This window comes from Priestia flexa NBRC 15715 (assembly GCF_001591565.1).
GTDB classification, from domain to species: Bacteria; Bacillota; Bacilli; order Bacillales; family Bacillaceae_H; genus Priestia; species Priestia flexa.
The window spans coordinates 1-25637 of record NZ_BCVD01000047.1 but is presented as its reverse complement, the minus strand read 5'-3'; the positions used below and the strand labels follow the sequence as shown (position 1 = coordinate 25637).

General features: G+C 36.6%; 40 protein-coding genes, 1 pseudogene and 1 riboswitch. Of the genes and pseudogenes, 31 read left to right on the top strand and 10 right to left on the bottom strand.

The window, feature by feature from the left end; genetic code table 11:
* Positions 1-70: 70 nt before the first annotated feature.
* Positions 71-685, bottom strand: a complete 615-nt coding sequence (locus tag BFL01S_RS09950; protein ID WP_025909907.1) for an NAD(P)-dependent oxidoreductase — start codon at positions 683-685, stop codon at positions 71-73.
* A 334-nt stretch (positions 686-1019) separates the two neighbouring features.
* Here BFL01S_RS09950 and BFL01S_RS20715 point away from each other — a divergent pair, with 334 nt between their 5' ends.
* The 4 genes from BFL01S_RS20715 (at position 1020) to BFL01S_RS09935 (ending at position 4899) form a co-directional block, all read left to right on the top strand.
* Positions 1020-1196: a hypothetical protein gene (locus tag BFL01S_RS20715; RefSeq protein ID WP_167556121.1), complete on the top strand. Its 177-nt coding sequence runs from the start codon at positions 1020-1022 to the stop codon at positions 1194-1196.
* 24 nt (positions 1197-1220) lie between these two features.
* A complete protein-coding gene (locus BFL01S_RS09945) occupies positions 1221-2711 on the top strand; it encodes a hypothetical protein (RefSeq protein ID WP_025909908.1) in 1491 nt (496 codons plus the stop codon).
* Positions 2712-2981: 270 nt separating this feature from the next.
* Positions 2982-3179: a cold-shock protein CspD gene (gene cspD, locus BFL01S_RS09940; protein WP_025909909.1), complete on the top strand. Its 198-nt coding sequence runs from the start codon at positions 2982-2984 to the stop codon at positions 3177-3179.
* Positions 3180-3321: 142 nt separating this feature from the next.
* Positions 3322-4899, top strand: a complete 1578-nt coding sequence (locus BFL01S_RS09935; protein WP_025909910.1) for a peptide chain release factor 3 — start codon at positions 3322-3324, stop codon at positions 4897-4899.
* 32 nt (positions 4900-4931) lie between these two features.
* Here BFL01S_RS09935 and BFL01S_RS09930 read toward each other — a convergent pair whose 3' ends face one another.
* Together BFL01S_RS09930 and BFL01S_RS09925 are read right to left on the bottom strand one after the other, a co-directional pair.
* Positions 4932-5258: a DMT family transporter gene (locus BFL01S_RS09930; protein WP_025909911.1), complete on the bottom strand. Its 327-nt coding sequence runs from the start codon at positions 5256-5258 to the stop codon at positions 4932-4934.
* Positions 5259-5363: 105 nt separating this feature from the next.
* Complete coding sequence (locus BFL01S_RS09925) at positions 5364-6188, bottom strand: hypothetical protein (RefSeq protein ID WP_061785587.1); 825 nt, start codon at positions 6186-6188, stop codon at positions 5364-5366.
* A 128-nt stretch (positions 6189-6316) separates the two neighbouring features.
* Here BFL01S_RS09925 and BFL01S_RS09920 point away from each other — a divergent pair, with 128 nt between their 5' ends.
* From BFL01S_RS09920 to BFL01S_RS09910, 4 genes are all read left to right on the top strand, one after another.
* Positions 6317-6904, top strand: coding sequence for a poly-gamma-glutamate hydrolase family protein (locus tag BFL01S_RS09920; protein WP_235859218.1), 588 nt, complete (start codon positions 6317-6319; stop codon positions 6902-6904).
* 145 nt (positions 6905-7049) lie between these two features.
* Positions 7050-7538 carry a VOC family protein gene (locus BFL01S_RS09915; RefSeq protein ID WP_061785585.1) on the top strand — a complete coding sequence of 163 codons (489 nt, stop codon included), beginning with the start codon at positions 7050-7052 and terminating at the stop codon, positions 7536-7538.
* Between the two features lie 23 nt (positions 7539-7561).
* Positions 7562-7687: a hypothetical protein gene (locus BFL01S_RS21275; protein WP_258954115.1), complete on the top strand. Its 126-nt coding sequence runs from the start codon at positions 7562-7564 to the stop codon at positions 7685-7687.
* A 40-nt stretch (positions 7688-7727) separates the two neighbouring features.
* The gene (locus tag BFL01S_RS09910; protein WP_156474917.1) at positions 7728-8195 is read left to right on the top strand and encodes a tetratricopeptide repeat protein; all 468 of its coding nucleotides are present in this window, start codon (positions 7728-7730) and stop codon (positions 8193-8195) included.
* 19 nt (positions 8196-8214) lie between these two features.
* Here BFL01S_RS09910 and BFL01S_RS09905 read toward each other — a convergent pair whose 3' ends face one another.
* Entirely contained in the window at positions 8215-8538 is a 324-nt protein-coding gene (locus tag BFL01S_RS09905) for a YnfA family protein (RefSeq protein ID WP_025909916.1), read from the bottom strand.
* A 269-nt stretch (positions 8539-8807) separates the two neighbouring features.
* On the opposite strand from BFL01S_RS09905, the gene BFL01S_RS09900 reads away from it, so the two are divergent.
* The 3 genes from BFL01S_RS09900 (at position 8808) to BFL01S_RS20400 (ending at position 10760) form a co-directional block, all read left to right on the top strand.
* Complete coding sequence (locus BFL01S_RS09900; RefSeq protein ID WP_025909917.1) at positions 8808-9011, top strand: zinc ribbon domain-containing protein; 204 nt, start codon at positions 8808-8810, stop codon at positions 9009-9011.
* A 76-nt stretch (positions 9012-9087) separates the two neighbouring features.
* A complete protein-coding gene (locus tag BFL01S_RS09895) occupies positions 9088-10416 on the top strand; it encodes an AlbA family DNA-binding domain-containing protein (protein ID WP_025909918.1) in 1329 nt (442 codons plus the stop codon).
* 185 nt (positions 10417-10601) lie between these two features.
* Positions 10602-10760 carry a flagellar basal body-associated FliL family protein gene (locus BFL01S_RS20400; protein WP_153301146.1) on the top strand — a complete coding sequence of 53 codons (159 nt, stop codon included), beginning with the start codon at positions 10602-10604 and terminating at the stop codon, positions 10758-10760.
* Positions 10761-10999: 239 nt separating this feature from the next.
* Here BFL01S_RS20400 and BFL01S_RS21010 read toward each other — a convergent pair whose 3' ends face one another.
* Positions 11000-11293, bottom strand: coding sequence for a DinB family protein (locus BFL01S_RS21010; RefSeq protein ID WP_231882745.1), 294 nt, complete (start codon positions 11291-11293; stop codon positions 11000-11002).
* A 118-nt stretch (positions 11294-11411) separates the two neighbouring features.
* Between BFL01S_RS21010 and BFL01S_RS09885 the strand changes: the two genes are divergently transcribed.
* From BFL01S_RS09885 to BFL01S_RS09865, 6 genes are all read left to right on the top strand, one after another.
* Positions 11412-11876 carry a GNAT family N-acetyltransferase gene (locus BFL01S_RS09885; protein WP_025909919.1) on the top strand — a complete coding sequence of 155 codons (465 nt, stop codon included), beginning with the start codon at positions 11412-11414 and terminating at the stop codon, positions 11874-11876.
* Between the two features lie 85 nt (positions 11877-11961).
* Complete coding sequence (locus BFL01S_RS19960; protein WP_082802724.1) at positions 11962-12081, top strand: YjcZ family sporulation protein; 120 nt, start codon at positions 11962-11964, stop codon at positions 12079-12081.
* Between the two features lie 158 nt (positions 12082-12239).
* Positions 12240-12353: riboswitch (SAM riboswitch) on the top strand.
* Between the two features lie 83 nt (positions 12354-12436).
* Complete coding sequence (locus tag BFL01S_RS09880) at positions 12437-13255, top strand: MetQ/NlpA family ABC transporter substrate-binding protein (RefSeq protein WP_025909920.1); 819 nt, start codon at positions 12437-12439, stop codon at positions 13253-13255.
* 12 nt (positions 13256-13267) lie between these two features.
* On the top strand, positions 13268-14281 hold the full coding sequence (locus BFL01S_RS09875) for a methionine ABC transporter ATP-binding protein (RefSeq protein WP_035320727.1): 1014 nt from the start codon (positions 13268-13270) through the stop codon (positions 14279-14281).
* Position 14282: 1 nt separating this feature from the next.
* Positions 14283-14948, top strand: coding sequence for a methionine ABC transporter permease (locus BFL01S_RS09870; protein WP_025909921.1), 666 nt, complete (start codon positions 14283-14285; stop codon positions 14946-14948).
* Between the two features lie 16 nt (positions 14949-14964).
* Positions 14965-15915 (top strand): L-lactate dehydrogenase, encoded by a 951-nt coding sequence (locus BFL01S_RS09865; protein WP_061785583.1) that lies wholly within the window; start codon positions 14965-14967, stop codon positions 15913-15915.
* Positions 15916-15974: 59 nt separating this feature from the next.
* Here the strand turns inward: BFL01S_RS09865 and BFL01S_RS09860 are convergent, their stop codons facing one another.
* Positions 15975-16424, bottom strand: coding sequence for a hypothetical protein (locus BFL01S_RS09860; protein WP_025909924.1), 450 nt, complete (start codon positions 16422-16424; stop codon positions 15975-15977).
* 120 nt (positions 16425-16544) lie between these two features.
* Between BFL01S_RS09860 and BFL01S_RS09855 the strand changes: the two genes are divergently transcribed.
* The 6 genes from BFL01S_RS09855 (at position 16545) to BFL01S_RS09830 (ending at position 19476) form a co-directional block, all read left to right on the top strand.
* The gene (locus tag BFL01S_RS09855; RefSeq protein WP_025909925.1) at positions 16545-16766 is read left to right on the top strand and encodes a DUF1659 domain-containing protein; all 222 of its coding nucleotides are present in this window, start codon (positions 16545-16547) and stop codon (positions 16764-16766) included.
* Between the two features lie 16 nt (positions 16767-16782).
* Complete coding sequence (locus BFL01S_RS09850) at positions 16783-16995, top strand: DUF2922 domain-containing protein (RefSeq protein ID WP_025909926.1); 213 nt, start codon at positions 16783-16785, stop codon at positions 16993-16995.
* 64 nt (positions 16996-17059) lie between these two features.
* The gene (locus tag BFL01S_RS09845) at positions 17060-17479 is read left to right on the top strand and encodes a BlaI/MecI/CopY family transcriptional regulator (protein WP_025909927.1); all 420 of its coding nucleotides are present in this window, start codon (positions 17060-17062) and stop codon (positions 17477-17479) included.
* Positions 17476-18297, top strand: coding sequence for a M56 family metallopeptidase (locus BFL01S_RS09840; RefSeq protein WP_061785582.1), 822 nt, complete (start codon positions 17476-17478; stop codon positions 18295-18297). The genes BFL01S_RS09845 and BFL01S_RS09840 overlap by 4 nt, the downstream gene beginning before the upstream one ends.
* Positions 18298-18361: 64 nt before the next feature.
* On the top strand, positions 18362-19078 hold the full coding sequence (locus BFL01S_RS09835; protein ID WP_025909929.1) for a DsbA family protein: 717 nt from the start codon (positions 18362-18364) through the stop codon (positions 19076-19078).
* Positions 19075-19476 carry a disulfide oxidoreductase gene (locus BFL01S_RS09830; RefSeq protein WP_061785581.1) on the top strand — a complete coding sequence of 134 codons (402 nt, stop codon included), beginning with the start codon at positions 19075-19077 and terminating at the stop codon, positions 19474-19476. The genes BFL01S_RS09835 and BFL01S_RS09830 overlap by 4 nt, the downstream gene beginning before the upstream one ends.
* 98 nt (positions 19477-19574) lie before the next feature.
* Here BFL01S_RS09830 and BFL01S_RS09825 read toward each other — a convergent pair whose 3' ends face one another.
* The gene (locus BFL01S_RS09825; RefSeq protein WP_498072210.1) at positions 19575-20078 is read right to left on the bottom strand and encodes a DUF2798 domain-containing protein; all 504 of its coding nucleotides are present in this window, start codon (positions 20076-20078) and stop codon (positions 19575-19577) included.
* Positions 20079-20211: 133 nt separating this feature from the next.
* Between BFL01S_RS09825 and BFL01S_RS09820 the strand changes: the two genes are divergently transcribed.
* The 4 genes from BFL01S_RS09820 (at position 20212) to BFL01S_RS09805 (ending at position 22317) form a co-directional block, all read left to right on the top strand.
* Entirely contained in the window at positions 20212-20367 is a 156-nt protein-coding gene (locus tag BFL01S_RS09820; protein WP_025909932.1) for a YvrJ family protein, read from the top strand.
* A 112-nt stretch (positions 20368-20479) separates the two neighbouring features.
* The gene (locus tag BFL01S_RS09815) at positions 20480-20959 is read left to right on the top strand and encodes a YwmA family protein (protein ID WP_061785579.1); all 480 of its coding nucleotides are present in this window, start codon (positions 20480-20482) and stop codon (positions 20957-20959) included.
* A 337-nt stretch (positions 20960-21296) separates the two neighbouring features.
* Positions 21297-21554 carry a CD3324 family protein gene (locus tag BFL01S_RS09810; RefSeq protein ID WP_025909934.1) on the top strand — a complete coding sequence of 86 codons (258 nt, stop codon included), beginning with the start codon at positions 21297-21299 and terminating at the stop codon, positions 21552-21554.
* Between the two features lie 127 nt (positions 21555-21681).
* A complete protein-coding gene (locus BFL01S_RS09805; protein WP_025909935.1) occupies positions 21682-22317 on the top strand; it encodes a FusB/FusC family EF-G-binding protein in 636 nt (211 codons plus the stop codon).
* Between the two features lie 24 nt (positions 22318-22341).
* Here the strand turns inward: BFL01S_RS09805 and BFL01S_RS09800 are convergent, their stop codons facing one another.
* Complete coding sequence (locus BFL01S_RS09800) at positions 22342-22818, bottom strand: GyrI-like domain-containing protein (RefSeq protein ID WP_025909936.1); 477 nt, start codon at positions 22816-22818, stop codon at positions 22342-22344.
* Between the two features lie 203 nt (positions 22819-23021).
* Here BFL01S_RS09800 and BFL01S_RS09795 point away from each other — a divergent pair, with 203 nt between their 5' ends.
* Positions 23022-23456, top strand: coding sequence for a hypothetical protein (locus BFL01S_RS09795; RefSeq protein WP_025909937.1), 435 nt, complete (start codon positions 23022-23024; stop codon positions 23454-23456).
* 1 nt (position 23457) lies between these two features.
* On the opposite strand, the gene BFL01S_RS09790 is transcribed toward BFL01S_RS09795, so the two are convergent.
* Positions 23458-23685, bottom strand: coding sequence for a hypothetical protein (locus BFL01S_RS09790; RefSeq protein ID WP_061785578.1), 228 nt, complete (start codon positions 23683-23685; stop codon positions 23458-23460).
* 133 nt (positions 23686-23818) lie between these two features.
* On the opposite strand from BFL01S_RS09790, the gene BFL01S_RS21270 reads away from it, so the two are divergent.
* Both BFL01S_RS21270 and BFL01S_RS21445 read left to right on the top strand, forming a co-directional pair.
* On the top strand, positions 23819-23953 hold the full coding sequence (locus BFL01S_RS21270; RefSeq protein ID WP_257788899.1) for a hypothetical protein: 135 nt from the start codon (positions 23819-23821) through the stop codon (positions 23951-23953).
* Positions 23950-24144: pseudogene (locus BFL01S_RS21445) on the top strand (NADP-dependent oxidoreductase); the annotation flags it as partial. The gene BFL01S_RS21270 and the pseudogene BFL01S_RS21445, both read left to right, overlap by 4 nt.
* A gap of 45 nt (positions 24145-24189) precedes the next feature.
* Here BFL01S_RS21445 and BFL01S_RS09785 read toward each other — a convergent pair.
* Entirely contained in the window at positions 24190-24819 is a 630-nt protein-coding gene (locus BFL01S_RS09785) for a YitT family protein (RefSeq protein ID WP_061785577.1), read from the bottom strand.
* Between the two features lie 304 nt (positions 24820-25123).
* Between BFL01S_RS09785 and BFL01S_RS19950 the strand changes: the two genes are divergently transcribed.
* Entirely contained in the window at positions 25124-25588 is a 465-nt protein-coding gene (locus BFL01S_RS19950; protein ID WP_082636360.1) for a GTP pyrophosphokinase, read from the top strand.
* The last annotated feature ends 49 nt before the right edge of the window (positions 25589-25637 follow it).

The following is a 25637-nucleotide window of genomic DNA, read 5'->3' as shown; positions in this document are numbered from 1 at the left end:
GGTTAAAAGTGAGGAACTCTCGATCGTTCAGGTTTATCATTGGCTGAATTACCTATGTCTCAGCCTCTTTTTAATAGGAAAGAGCCACGGATTGTTTTAAATGAATTTCTGCATTTGCTGCGTGTAATAAAAAGTGGGCTACGTCTGCGCGGCTAATGTTTTTGCTGTCTTCAGGTACACCCGTCACAGCTTTTCGATACTGAGCGGTTACGGGGCCATTTGTTAACCCCATTGGTCGAGCGACTGTCCAATGAAGGTTGCTTGTTTTTAGCAGTTGAACAGCTTTTAAATGGTCGCGTAGTGGATTTTTTAAAATATTTTGAGCAAGCCAACCTGTCATACCTGGAATTTCTCCTTCAATTCCAGCTGAAGCAGTATATAAGATTCGGTGTAAGCCTTGCTCTTGCATTGCTTTAATAATAGTAGATGTTGCTTCTTCTAAAAATGTAGAAGGGCCTAATCCATCAGTTCCTAAGCAAGAAACAACAGCATCGTGGCCTGTAATAGCATGAGCCACCTGAAAGGAATCCGTTACATTTCCTTCTATAATATGCAAATTGCTATTTGTTATTGTTAGCTTATCTGGTGTTCGAACGAATGCTGTGACGAAATGTCCTTCTTCTAAAGCCTGATTCACGAAAGCTTGTCCAGTGCGTCCGCTAGCTCCAAATACAACAAATTTCATGATCATCATCCTTTTCTGTAGAATTACTATCCCATATCCTTCTTATAAAAAATATTCTATACGTAACATAGCATATTTCGCGATGAATTTCTCACAAAAAGTATGGAATTGCTGAAAAAAACAGAAAACTAGCGTTTTAATAAGAGATTTGCAAGATGAAGGAAAAAGGAACGAGGCTTGTACCCACCGTCTGACAAAAGGATGTCTAATTTTAAAACTCTTGTCATAGACTGTCTAGAAAAGAGAGAATTGAACGAACGGTTTATAAAGGTGTTTTTTAATAGAAAGCGAACTTTGTATATAAGCATATGGAGCGAAAAGGGAGCGATGAGGAATGGGAAAAAAGATAAGCAAGGTTCGGATTGGTGTTGTATTGATAGGGCTACCACTCGTTTTTGTCATCGTATCCATCATCACAAAAGACTGGCGATATTTAACGTGGAGTATACCACCTGCGTTAATGTCTTGTTGGACTGCACTTGTTGTTTTACGAAAGCAAGAAGAATCTTAAAAGCCAAAAAAAGGAGATGGGGAAATGAATGGTCAACAGCTTCTTTATAGTTTGTTAACAGCGAATGGACAAGGGTTACAAAGTGCGTTTGTCATAAGTAAACATAAAATATCCAAGCTACAACCAACTTTGCCAAACGAAAAGGATGAACACATCCAGTTTCAGCAAAATCTCCAGCAAGATATGAAAAAAATTGCTAAGCAGCCAGAGGTCGATTTGCATCTTCAGCTGTTTTTACATATGGCTGAATACTTTCGACTGCCTGTTTCTCACACTACAACAAATGGAGAACTATACGAACTTAGTGAAGAAATAGGCAATATGTTTGTCGCAAAGTATAATGAATTGTTTTCAATTGCTCGTTGTCATTCCCTAGACGATGTTTTGCGTCATCAAATTCGTTTGTTTATTCACCTTGCAGATTCACAGTACTTAATCGCTTCAAAGCGTGAGCAGATGCTGTTACAAACAGCTCTTTTAACGTGGATTGAGCAGTTACCAAGCTTATATCAAGATCGGATTCTAGAACTATTCAGCAGAGAAGTCACTCAAAAAGCAATGGAAGAGGTCTTACAGAGACAGGGAATTATCAGCTTTTTTAAGCAACTTCCTCCAAGTGCATACGATCTACTATCATCTTTACTTTGTGCAGTAATGCCTTTGTTTGTGCCTATGCAGCATGCACCGTCACTTCTAGTTGGTTTCAATGCACCGCTATGGACGTTAGCGAGCTTGGAAAGTCATGAAATTGTAGCCAAGCGTAAGGAAGCAGAACCTTTTTTACCGCTGTTAGCGACCGTTGTTCATTTAATGTGGATGTGTAAGCTTGAGCACCAAGATGAGTTGCTTAACTACCAATCTTTGTTAATTAAGTGGTCATCTGTGTATCATCGGTATGAAGATTTTCAAATAAAAAAAGAGCAGGCTCAGTTTGACGTCGAGCGTCTTGAGGGCCTTATTTATAATGGAGAGCAAGATATTAAAGAGCTTAAAGGTATAGAAAGACAGCTTACTAAAAAAATAGATAGCTTAAAAGAGTCCATTCGCCATCAGCTTAATCAAATGGATTTAAAAACGCTAAACTGCGGCCTTGTTATGAAAAGGATGGTTCAGGAGCATGAAGCCTTAAAGGAAGATGTAGATGAATTAAAAAGAAAGCTTTCAATAAAAGGCGATATCATGGAACGAATTCGACTTACGTTTCGTTCAGCTGAGCGCATAGTAAAAAGTAAAGTAAAGGAAGTTGAGCGCAAAAAAATACTGATGCAAATGACGGATTTTATTTTAGCGAACCGGCTTCCAATCTGTGTGGATATACAAAATGAAATTGAAGAATTACAGGAGCGTTTAACAAGCACGCTGTTGAAGCTTAATCAGCATATTGAATTGCTGGACGAAACAAAAAGTTCTCGAGGGCTAACGAGCGGTAAACTTAAGCGATACGAAGCAGAAATCAAGCGCTTGGAGAAAGTCTATTATGGATTAGCTGTCAGAGAATTAGAGCCAATTTCGTAGATTAGATAAGCTGATAGATAAATATGAGTTACCCTAAATTCAGCCTAGGTTATTATGAATAAAAAAAGCAAAAAAAGTACGATTTCTTTGAAAAAAATGAGTAAAAGTTTACACAAATCCCTTTGAAATTTTTTTGATAATTTGGTACAATAAAGTTGCTTATTTTTGTTCCATAAGGATAGTTCGATGGGTTTCGTCTTGACTTATTGTAAGAGCAAGAATGGAGTAATACACAAGGTGTAGCTTGCTGCACGAGGAGGAAAAGAGATTATGTTACAAGGTAAAGTAAAATGGTTCAACGCTGAAAAAGGTTTCGGTTTCATCGAAGTTGAAGGACAAGACGATGTATTCGTACACTTCTCAGCTATCCAAGGCGAAGGCTTCAAAACTTTAGAAGAAGGCCAAGAAGTTACATTTGAAATCGTTGAAGGTGCTCGTGGACCACAAGCTGCTAACGTTCAAAAGTAATTCTTTTTATAGGATTATCAGGGGCTCCCAAATGGGGGCCTTTTTTCTTTTCCTTCGAAAAAGGCTGGTCATCTTGTATAAAAAAAGCGTATAATGAAATGATGAAAATAGGAATTGTATAGTAGAAAGGATAATTAAACTTATGAGCAATCAACAGCAACAGCAGATGGTCGACTCACGTCGTACGTTCGCCATCATTTCCCACCCGGATGCTGGAAAAACAACATTAACTGAAAAAATGTTATTACTAGGTGGAATGATTCGTTCTGCTGGAACAGTTAAAGGTAAAAAGTCAGGAAAGTTTGCAACATCTGACTGGATGGAAATTGAAAAGCAGCGTGGAATCTCCGTTACATCAAGTGTAATGCAGTTTGAATATAAAAATCATTTTATCAACATCCTAGATACACCTGGACACGAAGACTTCAGTGAAGATACATATCGAACACTAACAGCGGTAGATAGTGCTGTCATGGTTATTGATGGAACAAAGGGAATCGAAGCGCAGACGTTAAAGTTATTTAAAGTGTGTCGTATGCGCGGGATTCCAATTTTAACATTTATCAATAAGCTAGATCGTGAAGGAAAAGATCCTCTAGAGCTATTGGAAGAAATTGAAGAAGTACTTGGAATTGAGTCTTACCCAGTGACGTGGCCGATTGGCATGGGGAAAAGATTCCAAGGTACGTACGATCGCTTTTCGAAGCAAATCGAAGTGTACCAAGGAAATAAAGAATCATATTTTGCAGACTTTGACGGTGAAAACATTGATGATGAAGTGAAAAAGCATGTGGATGAAATGTATTTGCCAACGCTTGTGGATGAATTATCTCTTCTTGATGAAGCAGGTAACGATTTTTCAATTGAAAAAGTAAAGCAAGGCCTTTTAACACCTGTATTCTTTGGTAGTGCGATTGCAAACTTTGGAGTACAGTCGTTTTTCAATTCATTTTTGCAATTAACATCACCACCACAGCCGCGTGAATCATCTGTTGGAACAATTCAACCAACGGATAACAATTTCTCAGGCTTTATCTTTAAAATTCAAGCAAATATGAACCCAGCTCACCGCGATCGAATTGCCTTTGTACGCGTGTGCTCAGGGAAGTTTGAGCGTGGCATGAACGTAACGCTTGCTCGTACAAATCGTAAAATGAAGCTTGCTCAGTCACATCAATTTTTAGCATCAAGTCGTGAGACGGTGGATACAGCATATCCAGGTGATATTATTGGTTTGTATGATTCTGGTACGTATCAAATTGGAGATACGATTGTCGGCGATGGTAAAGTGTTTCAATTTGATGCGCTTCCGAAGTTTCCACCCGAGCTATTTGTGAAAGTACGTGCTAAAAATGCCATGAAATCAAAGCATTTTGAAAAAGGAATTAACCAGCTTGTACAAGAAGGAGCGGTTCAGCTCTATCGTACACCGTTCTTTGGAGATTATATTTTAGGTGCTGTTGGTGAGCTTCAGTTCCAAGTGTTTGAACACCGTATGAAAGGTGAGTATAACGTAGATTTAGAGTTTGTTCGCATGTCTCATAGCATTGCAAAATGGGTGGACAAAGAGACGATTAAGGATAGCATGTTTGACTCTCGCGTTATGCTTGTTGAAGATCGGGATGGGCATGCTGTACTCATGTTTGAAAATGATTTTGTATGGCGCTTATTCCAAGATAAGTATCCTGACGTGAAGTTTTTAGATCCATTTAATTTATAAAAGAAACGCTTGGCGGTTGCCAAGCGTTTCTTTTAATGCGCAAATGACTTTAAATTTAAAATGACAACTCCTGCAATAATTAACGTAATGCCAATGACCATTGAGATGCTGCCGCTTTCCTTCCAAATCACAACACCGATAATAGCTGTAAGGGCAGTTCCTACTCCTGACCAAATTGCGTAGGCAATGCTCAGTGGAATTTGTTGAAGAGAAGCAGAGAGTGAATAAAACGCAACTCCAAATCCAACGATTACACCAATGCTTGGCCAGAGTTTTGTAAATCCCTGAGATGCTTTTAACATGGATGTTCCAAAAAGTTCCGCTGTAATAGCAAGTGCTAGAAATAAATAGGCTTGCATCTGAATTCACCCCTCGCTACGTAAAAAAATATTTTTTACGACGTATACTGTAAGATATGCTAAATTTAACTTCGACATCTTATCATAGGATGAAAAAACTCGCTACTATTTTTTCTTCGATAGGTAATCCACAGTTTCTTGCTTTCCTAAAGCGGCATGTCCTTGTTTTTTGTTATAGTTTAATATCACTTTAATTTCATTGACTTCACATTCATCACTTAATGTGTGAAGTCCTGATAGAAAAGGAGTAAGATGGTTAGTCATATCAAATTCTGAGGCTGCGTTTTGGAGATAATCAATTGGTGGGACGTAACCCATTTTCTGATAAAACGCTAAGATGTTAATTCGCTCATAAAACATTTGAACCACTTCTTCTTGTGACATGTTGGGATAAGATAAAGAAAAAACGTTACGGACGGGTGTTTTAAGCCACTTCGTTAAGCATGTTTGTGGATTATTTACAACTGCTGTAGCACCTTTTAAATAACCCGCTAAAATGAGCGACATGAAGCCTCCGCCTGACGACCCGTAACAGGTTACGTGTGATAGGGGGACTTGTAAATTCGCTAGAATTTCACTTAACAAAACAGAAATTTCTTGAAGATAAAACCTTTCTTTTGTTCCTTGTCCCCATCCTAACGAAAGCGGACCTAAATATAAGGTAGGATCGTTATAATAAATGACGGATGCATCGAATAGGTCCATCCATGAATGGCGCTGAAAATATGGAGGACCTTGCGGGTGCTCTTGCTTAGCACCGGCTCCAGAGCCTAACAGAATCATCTTTGAAGAGGTTTCTTTTAGTTTGATTAAAAATTCATATAATACGCCGTCCCACTCAACAGCAAGGACATACGGCATGTCATTTAATAAATCAACATCATGTAGCTGATGCTTTTTGATTGCAATTCGCGTGTAGTTTTCAATCAATTGTTTAACACCACTTTCTATATAGTAAAAAGCATTCATTCCATCTTATGAAAAATCTAAAAAAGTGCTTGTACGTTTAATGTATACTCTATGAAAATCAAGTCATATTAAGAAACAATAGAAGGGAAGTGATCGTTGTGCGAGATATATATCAAACGTTTCAAGAGCTATCTCAGTGTGAGCGAGCTGGAATTGACTATGAAATTGAGTGCATCATTCGTAAGAAAGACATTGTTGTGTTGGCGATTCATGGCGGTACAATGGAAGAGGGTACACTTGAAATGGCAAGGGAATTGGCGCAGGAGGTTAACGGGACTTTTTATGCATTTAAATGCTTAAAAAAAGAAGATCCCTTTGAACTGCATGTAACATCTACTCATTACGATGAAGAGTTGGCAAGGTCATTAGTCCATGAGTCAAATATAACTATTTCATTTCACGGTGCACGCGGTGCGGAACGAGAGATTTATATAGGAGGGCGCGATGAACCTCTTGCATCTCGCGTGAAAGAATTATTAAAACCCGGGTTTATTGTAGTTGAGCCGCCCCCTCATTTAAGAGGAGTTTCGCCAGATAATATTGCAAATGATAATACCCGCCATCAGGGACTGCAGTTAGAATTGACAGTACCTCAATATGATGAGCTGCTAACTAACGTAGAAAAAAAACAGTCTTTTATTGAATCGTTAGTAAAAGCGATTAAAGAAAGTGAATAGCATGTATACAGCGCCGGAAAAAATAGGCGCTGTATTTTTATTGCAAGATAGTTGAAAAGCGCATCTCTATATGGAAGATATGCTAAAATATAGAAAAAGAAAGTGTTGCACCTTTAATGGTTGGTTTATAAAGTGAGGAGATAAGATGAAAATTAAAACAGAAGGAATATCAGAAATTGTCCTTGAAGTACACTCAATGGAACGAGCCGTACAGTTTTGGTCTAATCAGCTTGGCTTTCCAATCGTGGAACAATGGGGGTATGATAACGGACAGTTTACCGAGGAATCAAATGGAATTTGGGCAACATGGCTCTATGTTGGAGGGCCAACAAGGCTAGGACTATGGCTTCCTCGTATGTTTTCCAAAGCTGAGCAAAAGATGAAGCAGCTGAATATTTCAAGCTGGCCAAACCTTTACGATGAGGGTGGCGTTCACGTTCACTTAGCTCTCCACGTGCAGAAGCAAAATCTTGAGGGAACGCTTACATTGTTGAAACAGGAAGGTATCGATGTGAAGATAATAAAAGAAGCAAATGAAACAAGAGTGTATTTTAAAGACACGGAATCAAATATTATTGAATTCTATACAAAATCAATGGCCGACGATTACACAAAACAAGTGATAAAGAAATAGTAGAACACTAGGGAGGGGTATCAATGAATGAACTCAATGGCTATTTGCTTGCAATGGAACACGTAAATCATTATACAAATCATGTCTGTACGTTTGTATTTGATACAAAAGAGATGCTATATGTGCTTGAGCTTGGAATTGATAGCTAGAAGGGAGCTCGTTTTGCAAAATTATTATTGGATCATAATTATGTTAGTTTTGGGAACATGTATAAAACTATGGAAAGTTATTCGTAAGAAAAAGCCACCAACAAAATTTGAGCACTTTCATAGTAAAGCTTATGATTTGGAGGAAAAAGGAAAGTTAGAAGAAGCTATTTCAATGAGAAGTGAAGGAATTAAAAATTCGGCGCTTTCACCTTTAGAAAGAGGTGACTTGCACTTTGGTAATGCTTATACATACGTTCAGATGAAACGCTATAAGAAAGCAACCTTATGCTTTGACAATGCGTTTGAGGAAGCAAGACATGAAGAGTTTCCTTATGATAAACAGTATGAGCAGATACTAGAGATTTATCTAAAAGCGGGAAGAGAGCAAGATGCACTCCGTATCGTTGAGGAATTAATAGAAAGAAGCTACTATGATAAAGAGTTTTTAAGTTTAGAAACAGCTAAGCAGTGGGTGCAAACAGAAATGCAAAAGCGTGCTCTATCATGAGTACGCTTTTAAATTTCGTTTAGCTTCGAGGCCAAACAATGACAATAACGCCAACTAAGCAGATAATGCTACCTAACCAATCTTGGAAATCTGGTGTTTCTTTGTCAATTAACCAGCCCCAAAATAGACTCATGATAATAAAAACACCCCCGTAAGCCGCATATACTCGTCCGAAGTCGGGAAAAGCCTGCCAAGTGGCGATAATCCCGTATAGAACGAGAGAGATTCCACCAGCTAATCCAAACCAGCCAGACCAGTCATCACGAAGCCATTTCCAAATAAAGTACCCGCCACCAATTTCAGCAATTCCAGCTAATATAAAAATAATAGTTGCCTTAAACATAATTTGAAGCTCCTAACATAGTAATCTCTGTTTTAATGATATCTGTATTTGTTTAAAAATACGAGGTGAAATTAAAAATGTGTTAAAATGGATAATAAGGAATAAAAAGTATAAAAATGGAGGTAGTTCGTTTGGATTTCATATTGTTCTGTCCAAAGAAGGTAAACAACGAGTATTGTAAGAACGGAAAAATATGAAACTTTTTAAACACTATTTCGTATTACTTAATATAAATTAGATTTTTTATTTTAACAAAGGAGATGACAGAAATGAAAGAGGCGGGATGTATAAAATGTGGTGGACAGAGCGTTGGGCAAAAGGAAGTGGCAATGACAGGCACAGGTCTTTCAAAGCTTTTAGACGTTCAGCATAACCGCTTTGTTGTGGTTTATTGTAAGTCATGCGGTTACTCAGAGTTTTATAATAAAGAAGCGTCTAAGGCGTCTAATATTCTCGATTTGTTCTTTGGTTAATTTAGAAGAAATACGACTGTTTAGCCACTTTTCATCATATGGATAAGTTATATGCATATGATGAGGAGGAGAAACTGTGAGTGATTCGTTTTATTCGCCGTTCATAAATAAAGAGGGAAGAAAGCTAACGATTGCTGAAATTTGTTTCTCTGATGTAGAAGTGATGGTTGCGAAGCAGTTAGAAGAAGGGTATCAGCTTGAATTTAAGCGAGAAGTTAGTTCCACTGTGAAGAGGAAGATTCCAAATATTATTGCATCGTTTGCCAATGAAATGGGCGGGTGGCTAATATTTGGAGTTGATGAAGATGATTACTCAATCAATTTACTTGAAAAAAAAGAGTATGAGCTCTTTATTCACAACATGCTGAAGGATGTAACGAATCCAATTCCTCGTATTTTTACTCGGTTTCTATCACCTGAACATACCACAGAGTACGGCGTCTTTGTTATTTGGATTCCAGAAGGCTTGTACCCTCCTTATATGTCATACGGGAAAGTTTATCGCCGTATTGGGAGCGGAACTTCTCCAATTTCAGAAATTGATGACCGCTATCACTTGGACCGTCTATATCAAAAGTCAAAAGACCGAATGATGCGTTTAGAAGCATTTTGCACAAAAGAATTATCTATCTATAACCGAAAGGGGCTTACGCACGGCGAAGGCTATGTTCACTATGGAATGTGCAATATGTACGTCATTCCAATTTATGACTTGTACTTATTGGAACATATGGATGAAGATAAATTAAAGCAGTATATCTTATCAAAATCAAATGAACCGAAAGCTTATCCAATGTATGAAGAAATTGAAATGAACGTTCATTTACCGTTTGTTAAAGCATCATATTCTGCAGAGTCAATTATTTTTCGAAACACTGATGTTATTGACTCCTATGATAAAACCGTTGCTTGGGAACAGTTTGTTAATGGAGCGGCAAAATTTCATATTCCAATTCCATATGTAGAAGAGCTTGATGAAGTAAAATCTGTTTTGCAAGAGTGCGTACCAAGCTACAGAAATGCTGCTATTTTTGATCAATTTCAATACGTTGATGGCCATCAATTTTTAACATTGTTACTAAGCTGTCTTGGTGAGTACATTGAATGTATGACGCAGCTCAACGCTGAATTAGAAGATATGATTGTTGTAATTGATCTTGAAAACGTGCGAAATGATGTTTTGTATTTTAACCATGGGGCATATAAAGGTTTTTTAAGAGAAGAAGGCCTAGTTTTTTCTGATAAAAAGCATTATCGATTTAATAAATCTTTTCGAGCTATGAAGCTAAAAGAAAAAAACGGTGAATCTTTATTTCAATATGTTGATTATATTATTAACGCGTTTGGTCTCTCTAAAAACAAAGCTCTTCATTTTCTTATGCAATCTTTTTATCAATCAAAGTAAAAAAATGACTATTTTTTAACAATTGAGAACATTTATACATTTTCTGAAAAAGGTATGGTACCATCAAATAGAGTGAGGGGAATAGTGGTTATTCCTCAAACTCGCTTGAATAAACCTTTCAAACAAAAGGGGATGTTACAAAGGTTTATATCAGACTTTGTGAGACATAGGGGAGAGAATGAAACATGAAAAAGGTTGGGTCCATTCTGTTAATTGTGTTAGCGCTAGCAGGATTGGGAGGGGTGTGCGCTGCTTATTATCATTTCGAGCAGCAAAAAGAAGCAGTAGATAAGTTTGTGGTAAATGAAACATACATATTAACAGTAGGGGTAACACAAATATAGAGATTTTAACCAGATATACGGGTAAGCTATTCAAGAAAAAAATCCTAATAATTGTTAGGATTTTTTTCTTGAATAGCTTTTTTAATTTGTTTAATTGTTTCAACATGCATTCCCTCATGGTAAAAGCTAAACAAGAACGTGCTGCCAACGTGATCAAACGAAATGCCAGCTTTATTAGTGAACCGCTTGGCTAGCTTCAAATCATAATGAGCGGGTATGAATTCTTTAATACGCTCAGTTTAAGTCATCAGCTCTTCTTTTAGTTGAATTAAGGTAGGAGGTGTTTCCTTCCATTGAGAAGGTTTTGTTTCAGCCGCGAATAATCGCTCATATGAGGCAGGCAATTGATTTTTCTTTCCAGCAAGCTCAAAAACAAGCTTTTCTTGAATATATACAATGTGCCCTAAATTCCAAAAAATGTTGTTTGAAAAGCCATCGGGAGTTACTAACGATTCCTGTTCAGTTACGCTTGATAAAACTTTTAGCGTAATACTTCGAACGGTTTCTAAATGATGTAATAACAATAAATTCATAAATAATTCCTCCTTTAGACTTGTTTCTTTTCTAGTAATATCTTTTAATTATAACAGGGAAACAGTCAAATACGGTGTAGTTTGCTTAACGAAAATAGTAAGAAGAAAGGGCGATACCATGTCTAGTTTACGTTTTGAAAAAATATTGCAAGTAACAAAGAACCATATTGAGTTGTTAAAGGAAGCTGATCCATCAGAAGAGGTTATTTCAGGCTATATTGAGAGAGGAACATGCATTGCAGGAAGAGCAGATGGTGAGTTAGTGGGGCTTGTTGTACTGCTACCAACAAGGCCGAATACGGTGGAAATTGTCAATATTGTAGTAAAGAAAAACATGCGAAATCAAGGATACGGAAAGCAATTGGTGGAAGAAGCTTTAAAGCTTTCAAAGCACTATGGATATAAAAGCGTAGAAATTGCAACAGGTAATTCAAGTATTGAGCAGTTGGCGTTGTATCAAAAATGTGGATTTCGTATTACAGGAATTGAAATGGATCACTTTGTTCATAATTATGAAGAAGAAATCTATGAAAATGGTATTCAATGTCGTGATATGATTCGACTGCGACAAATATTGAGTTAAGGGTACATATTTTTAGAAAATGGGCGTTTAGACAAGCAAAAGGATGATGCGTGCATACACTGAGACAGAAAGGATGGTGTATGTTATGTGTTTTTACGGCGGTTATTGTGGAGGATACGGCTATAATAAAAGCGGCAGTGGGTTTGCCTTAATCTTAGTTCTGTTTATTCTTCTTGTTATTGTAGGATGCGTTTGTTGGAATTAATAAAGAAAAGAAGTATACAAAAGGAGACTTTTGTATGCTTCTTTTCTTTAAATTAAAACTAATCTAAAAAATTTTATAAAATAAAATTAAAAAAATATTGACACTATATACAAACTACCTGTAGAATAGCCATCATAACAAAGTGAATAAAAAAGCAACTCTTATCGAGAGTGGTGGAGGGACTGGCCCTATGAAACCCGGCAACCTATCAGCAATCGTGCTGTAACGGTGCTAAATCCTGCGGTGTATCTTTATACACTGAAAGATAAGAGAAGCGGATTGGTTAAAATCGCTTCTCTTTATCTGCAAGAGGCGTTTTTTTTATGGAAAAAAAGAAAAGGGAGCGATTGACATAATGAAAAAAACAACAAAAGTACTAGGTTTAACACTGGCGTCAGCACTACTAATTGTAACGGCTGCGTGCGGAAAAGAAGAAGCAAAGACTTTGAGCACAGAAAAAATTACAATCGGAGTAACTGGTGGTCCTCATCAACAAATTAACGAAGAAGTGAAGAAGTTAGCAGAAAAAGATGGATTAGAGATTACCATTAAAACGTTTAACGACTATAATACACCGAACACAGCGCTTGATGAACGTGATTTAGATTTAAATAATTATCAAACATTACCGTTTTTAGAACAACAGGTAAAAGATAAAGGCTATAAAATTGAGGATGCGTTTAAAACGGTTGCGTTTCCAATGGGTATTTATGCAGACGGCATTAAAGATATAAAAGAACTGAAAAAAGGTGACAAAATTGCTGTGCCAAATGATCCAAGTAATGAATATCGTGCGTTAAAGCTATTTGAAGCGGCTGGAGTTATTAAATTAAAAGAAGGCGTTGAAGAAAAAGCAACGAAAAAAGACGTAGCTGAAAATAAACTGGATCTTGAAATCGTTGAGCTAGAAGCTTCACAAATTCCATCTCAATTAGGTGAAGTAGCAGCTGCTGCAATTAACACAAACTTTGCGATGGGTGCAGGTTTAACAATTAATGATGATGCCATTTTCCATGAAGAAATTGAAAACAATCCATATCCAAACTACGTTGTTGTACGTACGGAAAATAAAGATGATGAAGTTGTAAAACAGCTAGAGAAATACTTCCATTCAGATGAAATTCGTCAATTTATTGAAGAAGAGTTTAACGGCTCAGTTGTCCCAGCATTTTAAGGAGTGGTGAACGTGATTGAATTAAAGCAGACTTCCAAAACATATGAAGTCAACGGCAAGAAAGTGGAGGCTGTGAAAGACGTGTCCTTGACTATTGAAAAAGGAGAGGTGTTCGGAGTAATTGGATATAGCGGTGCGGGGAAAAGTACGCTGATTCGCTGTGTTAATCTACTTGAAAAACCAACGTCTGGAGAAGTATTCATTAATGGTGTAAGCCTAACGACTCTTTCAAAGCAGGATCTTCAAAAGACACGCCGGAAAATCGGGATGATTTTCCAGGGGTATAATTTATTAAAAACAGCAACTGTATATGAAAACATTGCAATTCCTCTAAAACTAGAAGGCATTGATAAAGAAACCATTCAAAAGCGCGCAGAGAAGTATTTAGAAATTGTCGGGTTGTCTGATAAAGTTAATCACTACCCGTCTCAGCTATCTGGCGGTCAAAAGCAGCGTGTTGCCATTGCACGAGCGTTAGCGCATGAGCCTGAAATTTTATTAAGCGATGAGGCCACAAGTGCCTTAGATCCAGAAACAACGGAAGCTATCTTGGAGTTACTATTAAAAATTAACCGAGAATTAGGCTTAACAATTTTTCTAATTACGCACGAATTAAACGTTGTTCAACGTATTTGTGATCGCGTAGCAGTGATGGAAAATGGAAGAGTCGTAGAAGAAGGAAAAGTAGTGGATATATTTACTCATCCACAGCATCCAACAACTAAGCGTTTTATTGGTTCAGAATCTGCATTTAATCTTCCAGAAGCTTTAAAAACAGAATATCGTAAAACTGGTAAGCTTGTATCACTTTATTTTAAAGGAAGTGAAAAGTCCAATGAACCGGCGCTTGCGATGGTTTCACGCAAATTTGATGTATTACCAAGTATTTTAGCCGGTGGAATTGAACAGTTAAAAAATGAAACGCTTGGAAAGCTGCTTGTTCATTTAAGAGGAGATAAGGAAGCTTATGAAGAAGCAATCGGATATTTAGAAAGTGAAGGCGTTATTGTAGAGGAGTGGAAATAAGATGGCTGAATTTTTTGTAGAGTGGGGAGACGTTATTTGGGAAGGCTTCCTTCAAACGTTAACCATGACAAGTATCTCATTAGTTATTGCCATCTTGATTGGTTTACCGCTTGGGATTTTACTTGTTGTAACTAGACAGGGTGGACAGTCAGAAAACAGATGGTTATACCAAGTTCTGAACTGGATCATCAACATTATTCGTTCGATTCCATTTATTATTCTATTATTCTTCATTCTACCATTTACTAAGCTTATTGCTGGAACAACCATTGGTGTACAAGGCGTAATTGTTCCCCTTGTGGTTTATACCGCACCTTATATTGCAAGATTAATGGAGTCTGCGCTGTTAGAAGTTGATAAAGGAATAGTGGAAGCATATCAATCAATGGGGATTTCAACGTCAAAAATTATTTGGTACGTTGTTGTAAGAGAAGCGCGTTCTGGTATTATCTTAGGATTAACTATTGCAACAATTGGTCTCATAGGTGCTACTGCAATGGCAGGCCTTGTTGGTGCTGGTGGGCTTGGAGATATCGCCTTTCAATATGGGCATTTACGCTTTGAACCAACAGTGATGTACACAACTATTCTCGTATTAATTATTATGGTACAGTTGATTCAATCGTTTGGTAGCCAGCTAGCTAAGAGATTAAAAAGAGAAGGGTAAGAGAGGTAGGTTGCTCATGGGAAGGAAAGTTGGAATTATTGGATGTGGCAATGTTGGCTCAGCGACAGCTTTTTCATTAGTTAATCAGCAAGCAATAGAAGAATTGGTACTTGTGGATTGTTTAAAGGAAAAAGCGGAAGGTGACGCGCTTGATTTACAGGATGCAACTGTCACAGCGTCTGGGTTTACAAACGTATATGCAGGTGGATTGGTCGATATTAAAGATGCAGATGTGATTATTATAAGCGTTGCCGGTCCAAGACCTCAAAAAGGTGAAACGCGGCTTGATGAACTAAAAGCAACTGCACCTATTATTATGGAAGTAGTTACAACTCTAAAAGAGCTTGGTTTCTCAGGCTGTTACGTTGTAGCCACAAATCCATGTGATGTTATTACATACCATGTATGGAGTTTGTCTGGATTGCCAAGAGAGCGTGTAATTGGAACAGGAACTTTATTAGATAGTTCACGTCTTCGGCGAGTTGTTGCAAATGAACTCAAGGTAAAGCCACATGACGTTCATGCGTATATGCTTGGTGAACATGGCGATTCGCAGTTTGCACTATGGTCACATTCAACAATTTTTGGACAAAAACTAGAAGATTACTACCAACATGAGCAGTCTATTTTAGATAAAGAAAAAATTGAAAAAGAAGTGATCAAACTAGGTTTTGAAATCTATTGGCTGAAAGGAAATACGGAATTTGGTATTGGAAACGCGATTGCACAGCTAACCAAAGCCATTGTCAGTAACGAACGAGCTGTTTTTCCAGTTTCTACGATATTGCAGGGAGAGTATGGCTTACATGACGTAGCTATTAGTATTCCATCTGTTATTGGAAAAGGAGGAATTGAGAAACGAATTCCTCTTCATTTATCACTAGAAGAACATCGTAAGCTGGAATATTCAGCAAACATTATTCAAACAGCAATTTCTGAAATACGTTCTCAAAAAATACAGCACTAAAAAAGCACGCTTTTCTGAAAAGCGTGCTTTTTAACGATAGCTTGTCGTACATACATAACTCATACTAAATAAAATAAGGTTTTTGCCTGCTCCGTCTTTTTGAAAATTTCTATGGTTGTAACAAGCAAAAAGATAAAAGCAACACTAGAGGCTAAAAGGGAAATACGCAAAAATAAACGCTTTCTCTTTAACAGCCGATAAATAAAGAAAAGCATGATCCCAATTAACACAATACAAGCAATACCAAGTTGGATAGAGAGCTTTGCTAATTCATCAATGGTTTCTTTAAATAAAAGTAGCCCTTCGTTGTTAAGCTTTGTTTCAGAAATATTTGTTTTTTCTTCATGGTTTAATACGCCGATGTCCCACTTTTGAGAGGATGTATCATTGTATACTGTGTAATAAAACGGCCCGAGTTTTTGTTCATCAACGTGATGGTTACTTGCTGAGACGTGTGAAGCAATGGGAAAGGCGAGTAAAAAAATAAGCAGTGAAATCCATCTTTTCATAGTTAAAATCCTCTTTCTCTATCACAATCTTCTTTTATTATAAAGGAGATTTTTTTTTGTATCTATCATCCCTCCGTCCTATTTAGATTTCTATATATAAGGCGAAAGGGGGAATGAAGGATGGCAGAAAAAATTCAGGAAAAAAGCCAGCTTCGCATGACATTTCACAACGGTGATAAGGAGGATGGAACGATGATTTTAAAATCAAAACTATACCCAAATATTGCAATAGCTTCTTCACCTGATGCGTTGCTAACAGCAAGTGAAGCCATTGCGAGTCTACAGTTACTTCCACTTGTTGAAGTCGCAGAAGTCGTAACATATACGCTTGTAAGTGAATAATAAAGGGGGGAGCTAAATGAAAACATTAACAATGCAGTTTTTGAACTTAGAACAAAAAACAGTGGGTATTTCAATTGAGCAGCCGAAAGAAGGGCTTGAAGCTTCTGAAATCAGCGCAGCTATGGATCAGATTTTAGCAAGCAATGTGTTCACATCAAATGGTGGAACACTTACATCAAAAAAGGGTGCACAGATCATTGAGCGTAACGTAACGGAATTTGAAATCTAAACATGGTTTGCCTTGACCAAAAACCACCTCCGCACTACAATGAGTAGTGTGAGGTGGTTTTTTTATGAAGATTCAACAGTTTAAGTTTAAAGAAAGTGGCTTGAATCGTTTTTTTGGACCTCTAGAAGCAAAGGTAATGGAATGTATATGGCATGGAAAACAAATGACAATTAAAGATGTGCAAATTGCTCTTGAAAAAGATAAGATAGTCAACTTCAATACGGTTATGACCGTTATGAATCGTCTTGTAGAAAAAGGGCTGTTGGACAAGTATGTAAAAGGGAGAGTTTCTGTTTATCAACCTGTACTGTCACAGCAGGAATTTTTAGAAGGGCAATCTAAGGAATTAACGTCTGAATTAATTGATGAATTTGGACTCTTGGCTGTGAGTCATATGTTAGATGCAGTAGAAGAAGCAGATGAAGAGTTGCTGCTGCTTTTAGAACAGAAAATTAAAAAGTTAAAAGCGAGCGAAGAAATATGAATAAAAAGCAATCTGTTGTTCTTTTTTACGCATCCATACTAGTAGCCATTAGCCTGCTTGTACAAATGACGGTTTATCTCATAGACCCACATCATCATTTAAATGTGTTTACTCTATGCTATCACGCTGTAGAACATATTGGTTGGAAGTGGGCACAGTATGTTTTATATGGGTTTGTGGTTTATACCCTCTTGCTTGTTTTCTGGAAGCTAACTAGACAGTTTTGGCTTTTGTACCAATTTTATCATCAAATTAAAGTCAGTAAAGTATCAAGCTTAACTCGTTACATAGGCAAGGATGAAGATATTTATCAAGGGGTCGTTGTTGTTAATTCTACCCGTCCATTTGCTTTAACGAAAGGATTTGTGAAGCCTCAAATTGTTGTTTCAACAAATTTAGTTAATCTGTTAAATGAAAAAGAACTTGAAGCAGTGTTATATCATGAGCAATTTCATAGGCGTAATAAAGACCCACTGAAAATTTTTCTGTTATCATTGTGTGCATCTGCACTGTGGTATCTTCCTGTGCTGAAGTGGAGCAATGAACGTTACAAATTAATAAGTGAACTGTTAGCTGACCGTGCTGCGATTGATTCGCTAGACTCGACACTTCCAATTGGAAGTGCGCTTTTAAAACTGATTAAGTACCAAAAGCAGCAAACTTCTTATGCATATGCGCCTTTTGCCGAGACAGCAGTCAATTATCGCATAAAGTGTTTGGTAAATCCAAAGATGACCATCACATGGAATATTCCAAAACTTATGATGGTAAAGTCAGTGGCTGTGTTTATGCTGCTTTGGTCAGTGTTTGCTTATTAAGGAACGAATAAAACATATTGAGGGAGAGGTGAAAGCTGCTTCTATTTAAGTTGCAGCAAACAAAATGGCAAAGTCAAAGAAAAAAGGAAAAACAGGAGTTCAAAAAAAGCAGTCTACAAATTCTAAATGGCTGTTTTGGACAATTGGAATTGTGAGCGTGGTTGTTTTAGCGTTTATTATCTTTGGTAATATCAATAAAGGTAGCGAACAAGCTGATATCAGCTATGAAAATCAACCGTTCTTGGGCGAAGAGGATGCACCAGTTGAAGTGATTGAATTTGGTGATTATAAATGTCCTCATTGTAAAGAGTTCAACAATACATTTTTTCAATTGATTGACCAAGAATACATTCAAACAGGCAAAGTGAAGTTTTACTTTATGAACTATGCTTTTATTAACGTAGATTCAACTCGCTCGGCTCAGTTTGCTGAAACGGTTTACAAAGAGCTAGGAAATGATACATTTTGGAAGTTCCATAAGCTGCTTTATGAGAAACAACCTGATTCAGCCGGTGCTGAAACACAGGATATTTTTACAGACCAATTTTTACAAGATACCCTCGGCGAAATAGCCAATGAGGAAGATGTGCAAAAAGTAGTGAAAGCTTATGAAAACGAAGAGTTTAAAGAAGCGTTCCGCCAAGACATGTCTTATGCCAAGAAACTAAATGTTTCTGGAACACCGGCTCTTTTTGTAGATGGAAAGCCATTTGAAGGATCAACTGCTGAAGACTTTGATAAGATGGTTAAAGAAGCAGCTGAGAAGAAGGGACAAGAATGAAGAAAACATTAGTAGGGAGCTGGATTGTTACAATTGTTGCAACTCTGGGCAGCTTATCTTTTAGTGAATTGTTTAATTTTATTCCATGCACATTTTGTTGGTATCAGCGAATTCTAATGTATCCGCTCGTGATCATTTTAGGCATAGCTGTGTATGAACAGAATGACAGAATTTATAAATACGTACTGCCGTTCTCAGTCGTAGGTATGCTTGTATCGGGCTATCACTATGCATTACAAAAAATACCTGCATTACAAGCGTTTGAAACATGTACAAGCGGTATACCTTGCTCGGGTCAGTACATTAACTGGCTTGGCTTTATCACAATTCCATTTTTAGCATTCATTGCGTTTACAATGATTACATTCTTAATGGTAATGTTAAAAAGACAAAAATAACAGAAGGACTCTAAGCTAAAAACTTGGAGTCCTTCTGTTATTTTTGAATAAACTATGTTCTAAATAAACACATATTACATCAACTAAAAATGATGTTCTTATAAAGAAGGAGCTTGTTTTATTGAAATAAATTTTGAAAAGAGAAATCGAACAGCTGGCCCTATAATAAGAATCTGTGTTGGGTAGGCGACAATTATGTTTTTTGCAAAAATTGTAAAGAAACTAATTAGTACATGTTGGTTTGTCAAAGATCCAGCTATAGATGCATGAATAAGTCCATAGATTGACATGAAAAACACCATTCCTATCACCATACACGTAGATAAAGTTAAGATCATATAAAACTTCTTCTCTTTCTTAAAAGGTAGTGAAAAGACAACTTTGTGAGCTATAGGCCATACTATTACTAATTCAAGTGCAAGAGCAATAATGAAGACCATTATCATTTCTTTTACCATTTGCAGCGGTGTTAGTACGTTGAACATTCCATTAAGCATGAAGTTATACGTTGTCATAACGAATACCATGCCTAAGCACATCATCATTCCAAAACAAAATTCCTGTTTTTTTGTTGTTGGCGTATCGTAGTCCTCCTTTTGAATTCTTTGTTAAGCATAGAGATTTAAAAAACGCTTCGTAAGTGAACATTATGTGAATTTTTTTTGTTTTTCGTCCCTTTTGAAAAGTAAAAAGCCTATATATAAAGCGATAGAGCATTAAAGGAGGAGAAGAAAAATGACGGATTGGCTTTCTTTCGTTTCAGATGTTGGCTTTCCAATTGTAGTGACTTTATATTTGCTGCATCGGATTGAAGCGAAGCTTGATATGGTTGTAACGTCGATTCAAAAATTACCTTACGAGTTAGAACAACGGGAAAATGAATCAACTTGAAAAGTGGAGAAATATCGATGTGTTAGTAAAATAAAGGAAAAGAGCTTTTTGCATTTATGAGCATGTTATACTTGTTCTAGCTGTTAAGATAAAAAGTGGAGGGATTCAAGTAATGAACATGTACCCTGACATCGCAACAAGCTATGGAGCAGATTTAATAGTATGTGAAAATCAATTTGAAGCAAGCTATTATTACCATGAAATGAGAGGGCAATGCTTACAAAAGTTAAAAGAAATTAGCAAGTTAGTTGATGAATTTGAATTTGACTTTTCACCAGACAGTTTAAAGATAATTGAACTTCTATATTATGATGTAGAAGATCAGCAGTCTTTTTCATTTTTTAATCTGACTAAAGAAGAGTTTGAATGTTGTCTAGGCATTTATTTAGGAGAAGTCGTAGTTAGAAATATTGAAAAAGCTCGCTGGGTTGTTCGTGAATATTCCCTCGACTCTAGCAAATTTTTAATGGGAATTGAAAAAGGGAAGTTTGCGTTAATGCTTCCTTATGGATATCGTGAGCATAAAGAACGCTATCCGCACTTTCGATTCACTCTTTATCGAGACTTTTTACAATTTAAGAACCGTAACTAAGCTTGAAAAATAGCTTGTAGTTGAACATAAAATAATTAATTAATTAATTATATATTAAAGACAGAGAGATGAAGGAAAGCTGAGAATATTTTCTCGGTTTTTTTCATGAGTATGGATGAAAAATGGTATAATTAGGTGAATATCTCGTTTTGGGAGGTGATCGAGAATGGTAAACAGCTGTTTACCTGCTTCTGTTCGTACTCATGCAAAGCCTACAAATGGAAAGGCGATACTTTGCATGGGGATAAACGCTTGATTAAGTCGCCCATTGCTTAGTTCACTTCATTTAATAGGCTTTGCCACCTTATTTATACTAAAGAATAAGGAGCGAGCAGAAATGAAATATGTGAACGCAACGACTGTTTTACCTACTGAGCTAGTTAAAGAACTTCAGAAATATGTCCAAGGAGAAACTATTTACGTGCCAAGTACAACCCGAAAAGAATGGGGCGCGTGCTCGGGTACCCGAGAATGGACGAAAAAGCGAAACTGTGACATTAAAAAAGCTTTTCAAGAAGGCCGAACAATATATGAACTAGCAGAACAATACTTTTTAGCTGTTGAAACAATTAAAAAAATTGTTTATAAAAAGTAATTATTAAGGCACTCATCAAAAGATGGGTGCCTTAATGTATATCTTTTTTTAGAACTGTTTTTGCCATGTTAGCAAAATGTCCTGAGCATATAATAAGAAGTAGAATAAAAGAAAGGCTTGATTTAATATGGAAGCATTTATTAATCATCATCAATACAATCTTATACGAGAGCAAGTGAAGTTAATCTCTGACAGTTATGCGAAATCTAATAGCCACGATGTAACAAGTGCTATTAAAGCCTTGGCTGCTGAACGAGTATTTAATCAATTTGAAGAGCTAACACCGTTGCAAAAAGATATTTTGTCACCTATTTCAATGCTGTCAGACAGCAAGGAAGCCGAGGTGTTTTTGAATAGCTTAGAATCGGTTATCATTCCTTTTCCACAAATAAGCGAAGCCGGAATTAAAAAGTTATTTAAAAAGGTGAAAAAATTAAAGGTACCGGCTAACATTAAAGAAGAAACGCTTCACTGCTCGTATATTGGGTGGAATGATTACGGTGCCAGTAAAAAGTATCTTATCGTAGAGTATCACGGAAAGTTAATTGGCGTTGCAGGTGAATTTAAGCGTATTCAAGATAAAGGAGTATGTACAATTTGTCATCGTATTTCGGACGTAGGGCTATTTATGAACCAGAAAAAAGCAAGTTCAGACGGTACGTTTATAAAGCGTGGAAACTATATTTGCCAAGATAGTGAATGGTGTAATGATCATCTAACAGATCGAAGCAAGCTAACTGAATTTATTGAGTGGTTATATTAAAAGCGAGGACTTGCTCCTCGCTTTTTACTGACCAATCTTTATCGGAATGTGAATCTTTATTACAATATCGTTATCTACGTTAAAGTGTGTAGAGGTATCAACAATTTCTAATGTAGGGCCAGGAATTGCTTGATGTCCAGATTTGGAAAGCCAATTTTTTTGAATCATCTCGTAAGTTTTATGAAGACTTTCAAACGTACCTTTGTGCTCATATTGTATATATGTATAAGCGGGAAACGTGTGAACATTCATTCCTTTGGGGATGGTGGTTGGATCGTTTACTTCTACACCAGTGATATAAAAGTAGTCATTTTCAAATGGAGGGAGACAAATCCCTGTCATGATATGATCATGCTTTCGATGAGGAATGGTACTATAATTCTGTTCCATTTGCTCCCAAAGAGCCTTTACTATGTCCTCGTCTCTTTTATTGAGCTTAGACCTTTTTTGAGCAACACCAACTACTGAAAATCCTTCTTTATAAACGATTTGACCTTGCATAATCCACCTCGTATGTAATGGGATAAAGTGAAGCTTATCGTGATTTTAACATACAATGAGGCATTGGAAAACAGATAAAAAAAGGTGAAAGAATTCTTCTTTACATAAAATGTAATAAATGTGTATAGGACATAATTGGCTCTCGTATATATTCAATAATGTCTATTCTTCATTGATGAATCGAATATAAAGGAGCGAACGCTATGATTAGTTTATTCAAAAGCCGAATTCAAATGTCTGCTACCCAAACTACGAACTCTTTATCGATTCCGTTTAACACTGAGACAACAGTTTTAACACTAGCTGTGCCTACAACCATTCCTCAGCAGCCCAAAAAAATCGATGGAATTGTAGGAGTAGAAGCGAATATTCCACTGGGACTAACAAGCTATGAGTATGGTGTGACGATGCGCTTGTATCGAAATGGTCAACAGCTAATGAGCCAAAACCTACGCCAAGGTGCAGCTGCGGTATTAACGCTGGGATTCATTCAAAATAGTACTATCCCTTTTTCATGGGTAGATCAAAATGCTGTTCAAGGAACGAATACGTATACCGTGACGCTTCAATTCTTTACACGTTCAACAAGCGGAGTGACCATTCAAACAAATACAAGAAGCCTAAACGTTATCTCCTAGCTCAGCAAAGTTCGAAGTGATAGTTAAACCAATAATCCTCTTGAATGTTGCGAGTATTAGAAGCAAGGATATGCTCTTTTCCTTCCTCATCTAGTGCTAACCAGTTATAGTTAATGTCCATTTTAATAGAGTAAAAATGTCCTTCTTTAAACAAAATAACCGGAGGGTGTACTTCTACATAATCATTTAGTTTTTTAACCACGTCTTGTTTACAACGAATAAGTTCCATGAAATTGTTTCTCCTTTGTGCATATGTATAGCATATTCTTTGCGGTATAGCTTGCACCCTCTTTACAATTAAGAGGAGCAAGGTTATTTTAGCATATTTTAAAAAAGAATTAGAGTGAAAAGGACCGAGACAAATGAATGAACAAATTATCTTTGCTAAAAGACCAGTTGGAATGCCAGAGACAGACACATTTCGATTTGAAAAAATTGCAATGCCAGAAGCAAAAGAAGGAGAGGTAGTTGTTCAAATCCCTTTATTTGTCGAATGAAAGGATTCATTGTGGCTGATTATGCAGAACGCTTTCAAGAGGAGATTAAATAATTAGGTGAATGGGTGCAGCAAGGAAAGATTAAATACCGTGAAAATGTTGTACAAGGATTTGAAAATGTTCCTGAAGTATTTTTAGGCTTATTCAGTGGCGCAAACCTAGGAAAGCAGCTTGTAAAAGTAGCCGAGTAAAAGCTTATATTAAAAACCCAACTTTGTATAAAAGCTGGGTTTTCTTTAAAGGACAGATGCGGTTTGCTGTTCCTCTGTATTTTCTTGCTTGTGGTTACGCTCAATAGCCGAGCGTTTATGGTAACGACCAAGTAATCCTGTCATAATAAAAATTGCTAACAGAGAATAAAGCACTTGAATGACCCCAAATACCACAGTTGCTGACCCAACAATGAAAAGATCTGTAATAAGCATCGTTTTTCCAGGATTCACTCCAAACCTTTTGTCTAAAAAAACGCAAAGCATATTAATGCCACCGAGTGAAGAGCCGTTTCGAAATAAGATAATAAGCCCAATCCCAATGATGATGCCTGCTGTAATTGCAGAAAGCAGTGGATGAGGCAGTTGCAAGGTAAGCATTCCTACAAGAACATCTGACATAATAGACATTAAGCTAACGCTTATGAAGCTTCGAATTGTAAACTGCAAGCCAATTTGAGTAATAGCCATGAAATAAAACGGTAGGTTAATAATAAAGAAAAGCATGCCAAATGAAATGTTGCTTAATTGTTCAAGTACAATCCCTAATCCTGCTGTCCCGCCGATAACCAGGCTTGAAGCAGTTAAAAATTGAATGCCAGTTGCTACGAAAAGGCATCCAATTGTAATCCATATCCATTGTTTCACCCTGTTCATTTTTAATACCCCTTTGTATATGAATTAATTTTTTTGTATATAAATTCTCTTTTTCTGATATCACAAATCCTATTGTACTACAAAAAAAATTCTTTGTATCTATAATTGTAAGAGAATCTAACACAATTAAAAAAAGTAATATAATTTAAATTAGTTTAATTTTTCTGTTTATTTCTGTAGTTTTAAAATGAATATAAAATGTATATTGAGAAAGTGGAAAAGGCGAGCAGAAATTTGTGAAGAGCGTTTCTTAGTTGGTAAAATAAAAGCGTAGTAGATTAGCCAAAAAAAGAAAAGAGGCAGCATGAAGATGAATCATTCCGTTGATGTAAAACAATTAAAGGCAATGAAGCAAACATTAACAAGATTTATGATGGCTTATAAGTTTGCTTTAAATGGATATCAAAGCTTACATCTTATTATTGAGATCCCGGTCTTTATGTCTGATAGGCAAGAAAATGTGTTTATCGAGCTTCAAATCCGATCCATTGCTATGGACTTCTGGGCCAGCCTTGAACATAAAATTTACTATAAATATAATAAAAAGGTTCCAAAGCAGTTGATAGATGAATTAAAGGAAGCGGCGGTTACAGCAGCCGAATTAGATCGCAAAATGGAAAAGCTTCATGAAGAAATCAATTACTTAAAGCTTGTAGACGATGAACAAGAAGAAGCAAATGAATTTGAGATTAATCACGTGAAGTTTCCTTTACCCGATGAATTATTAAAGCTTGTAACAAACGATAAAAAGAAGCTGGGACATAAGTAATTCAGTCAATGATAAACCTGAACGATTGAGAGGTCCTCATTTTTTGATC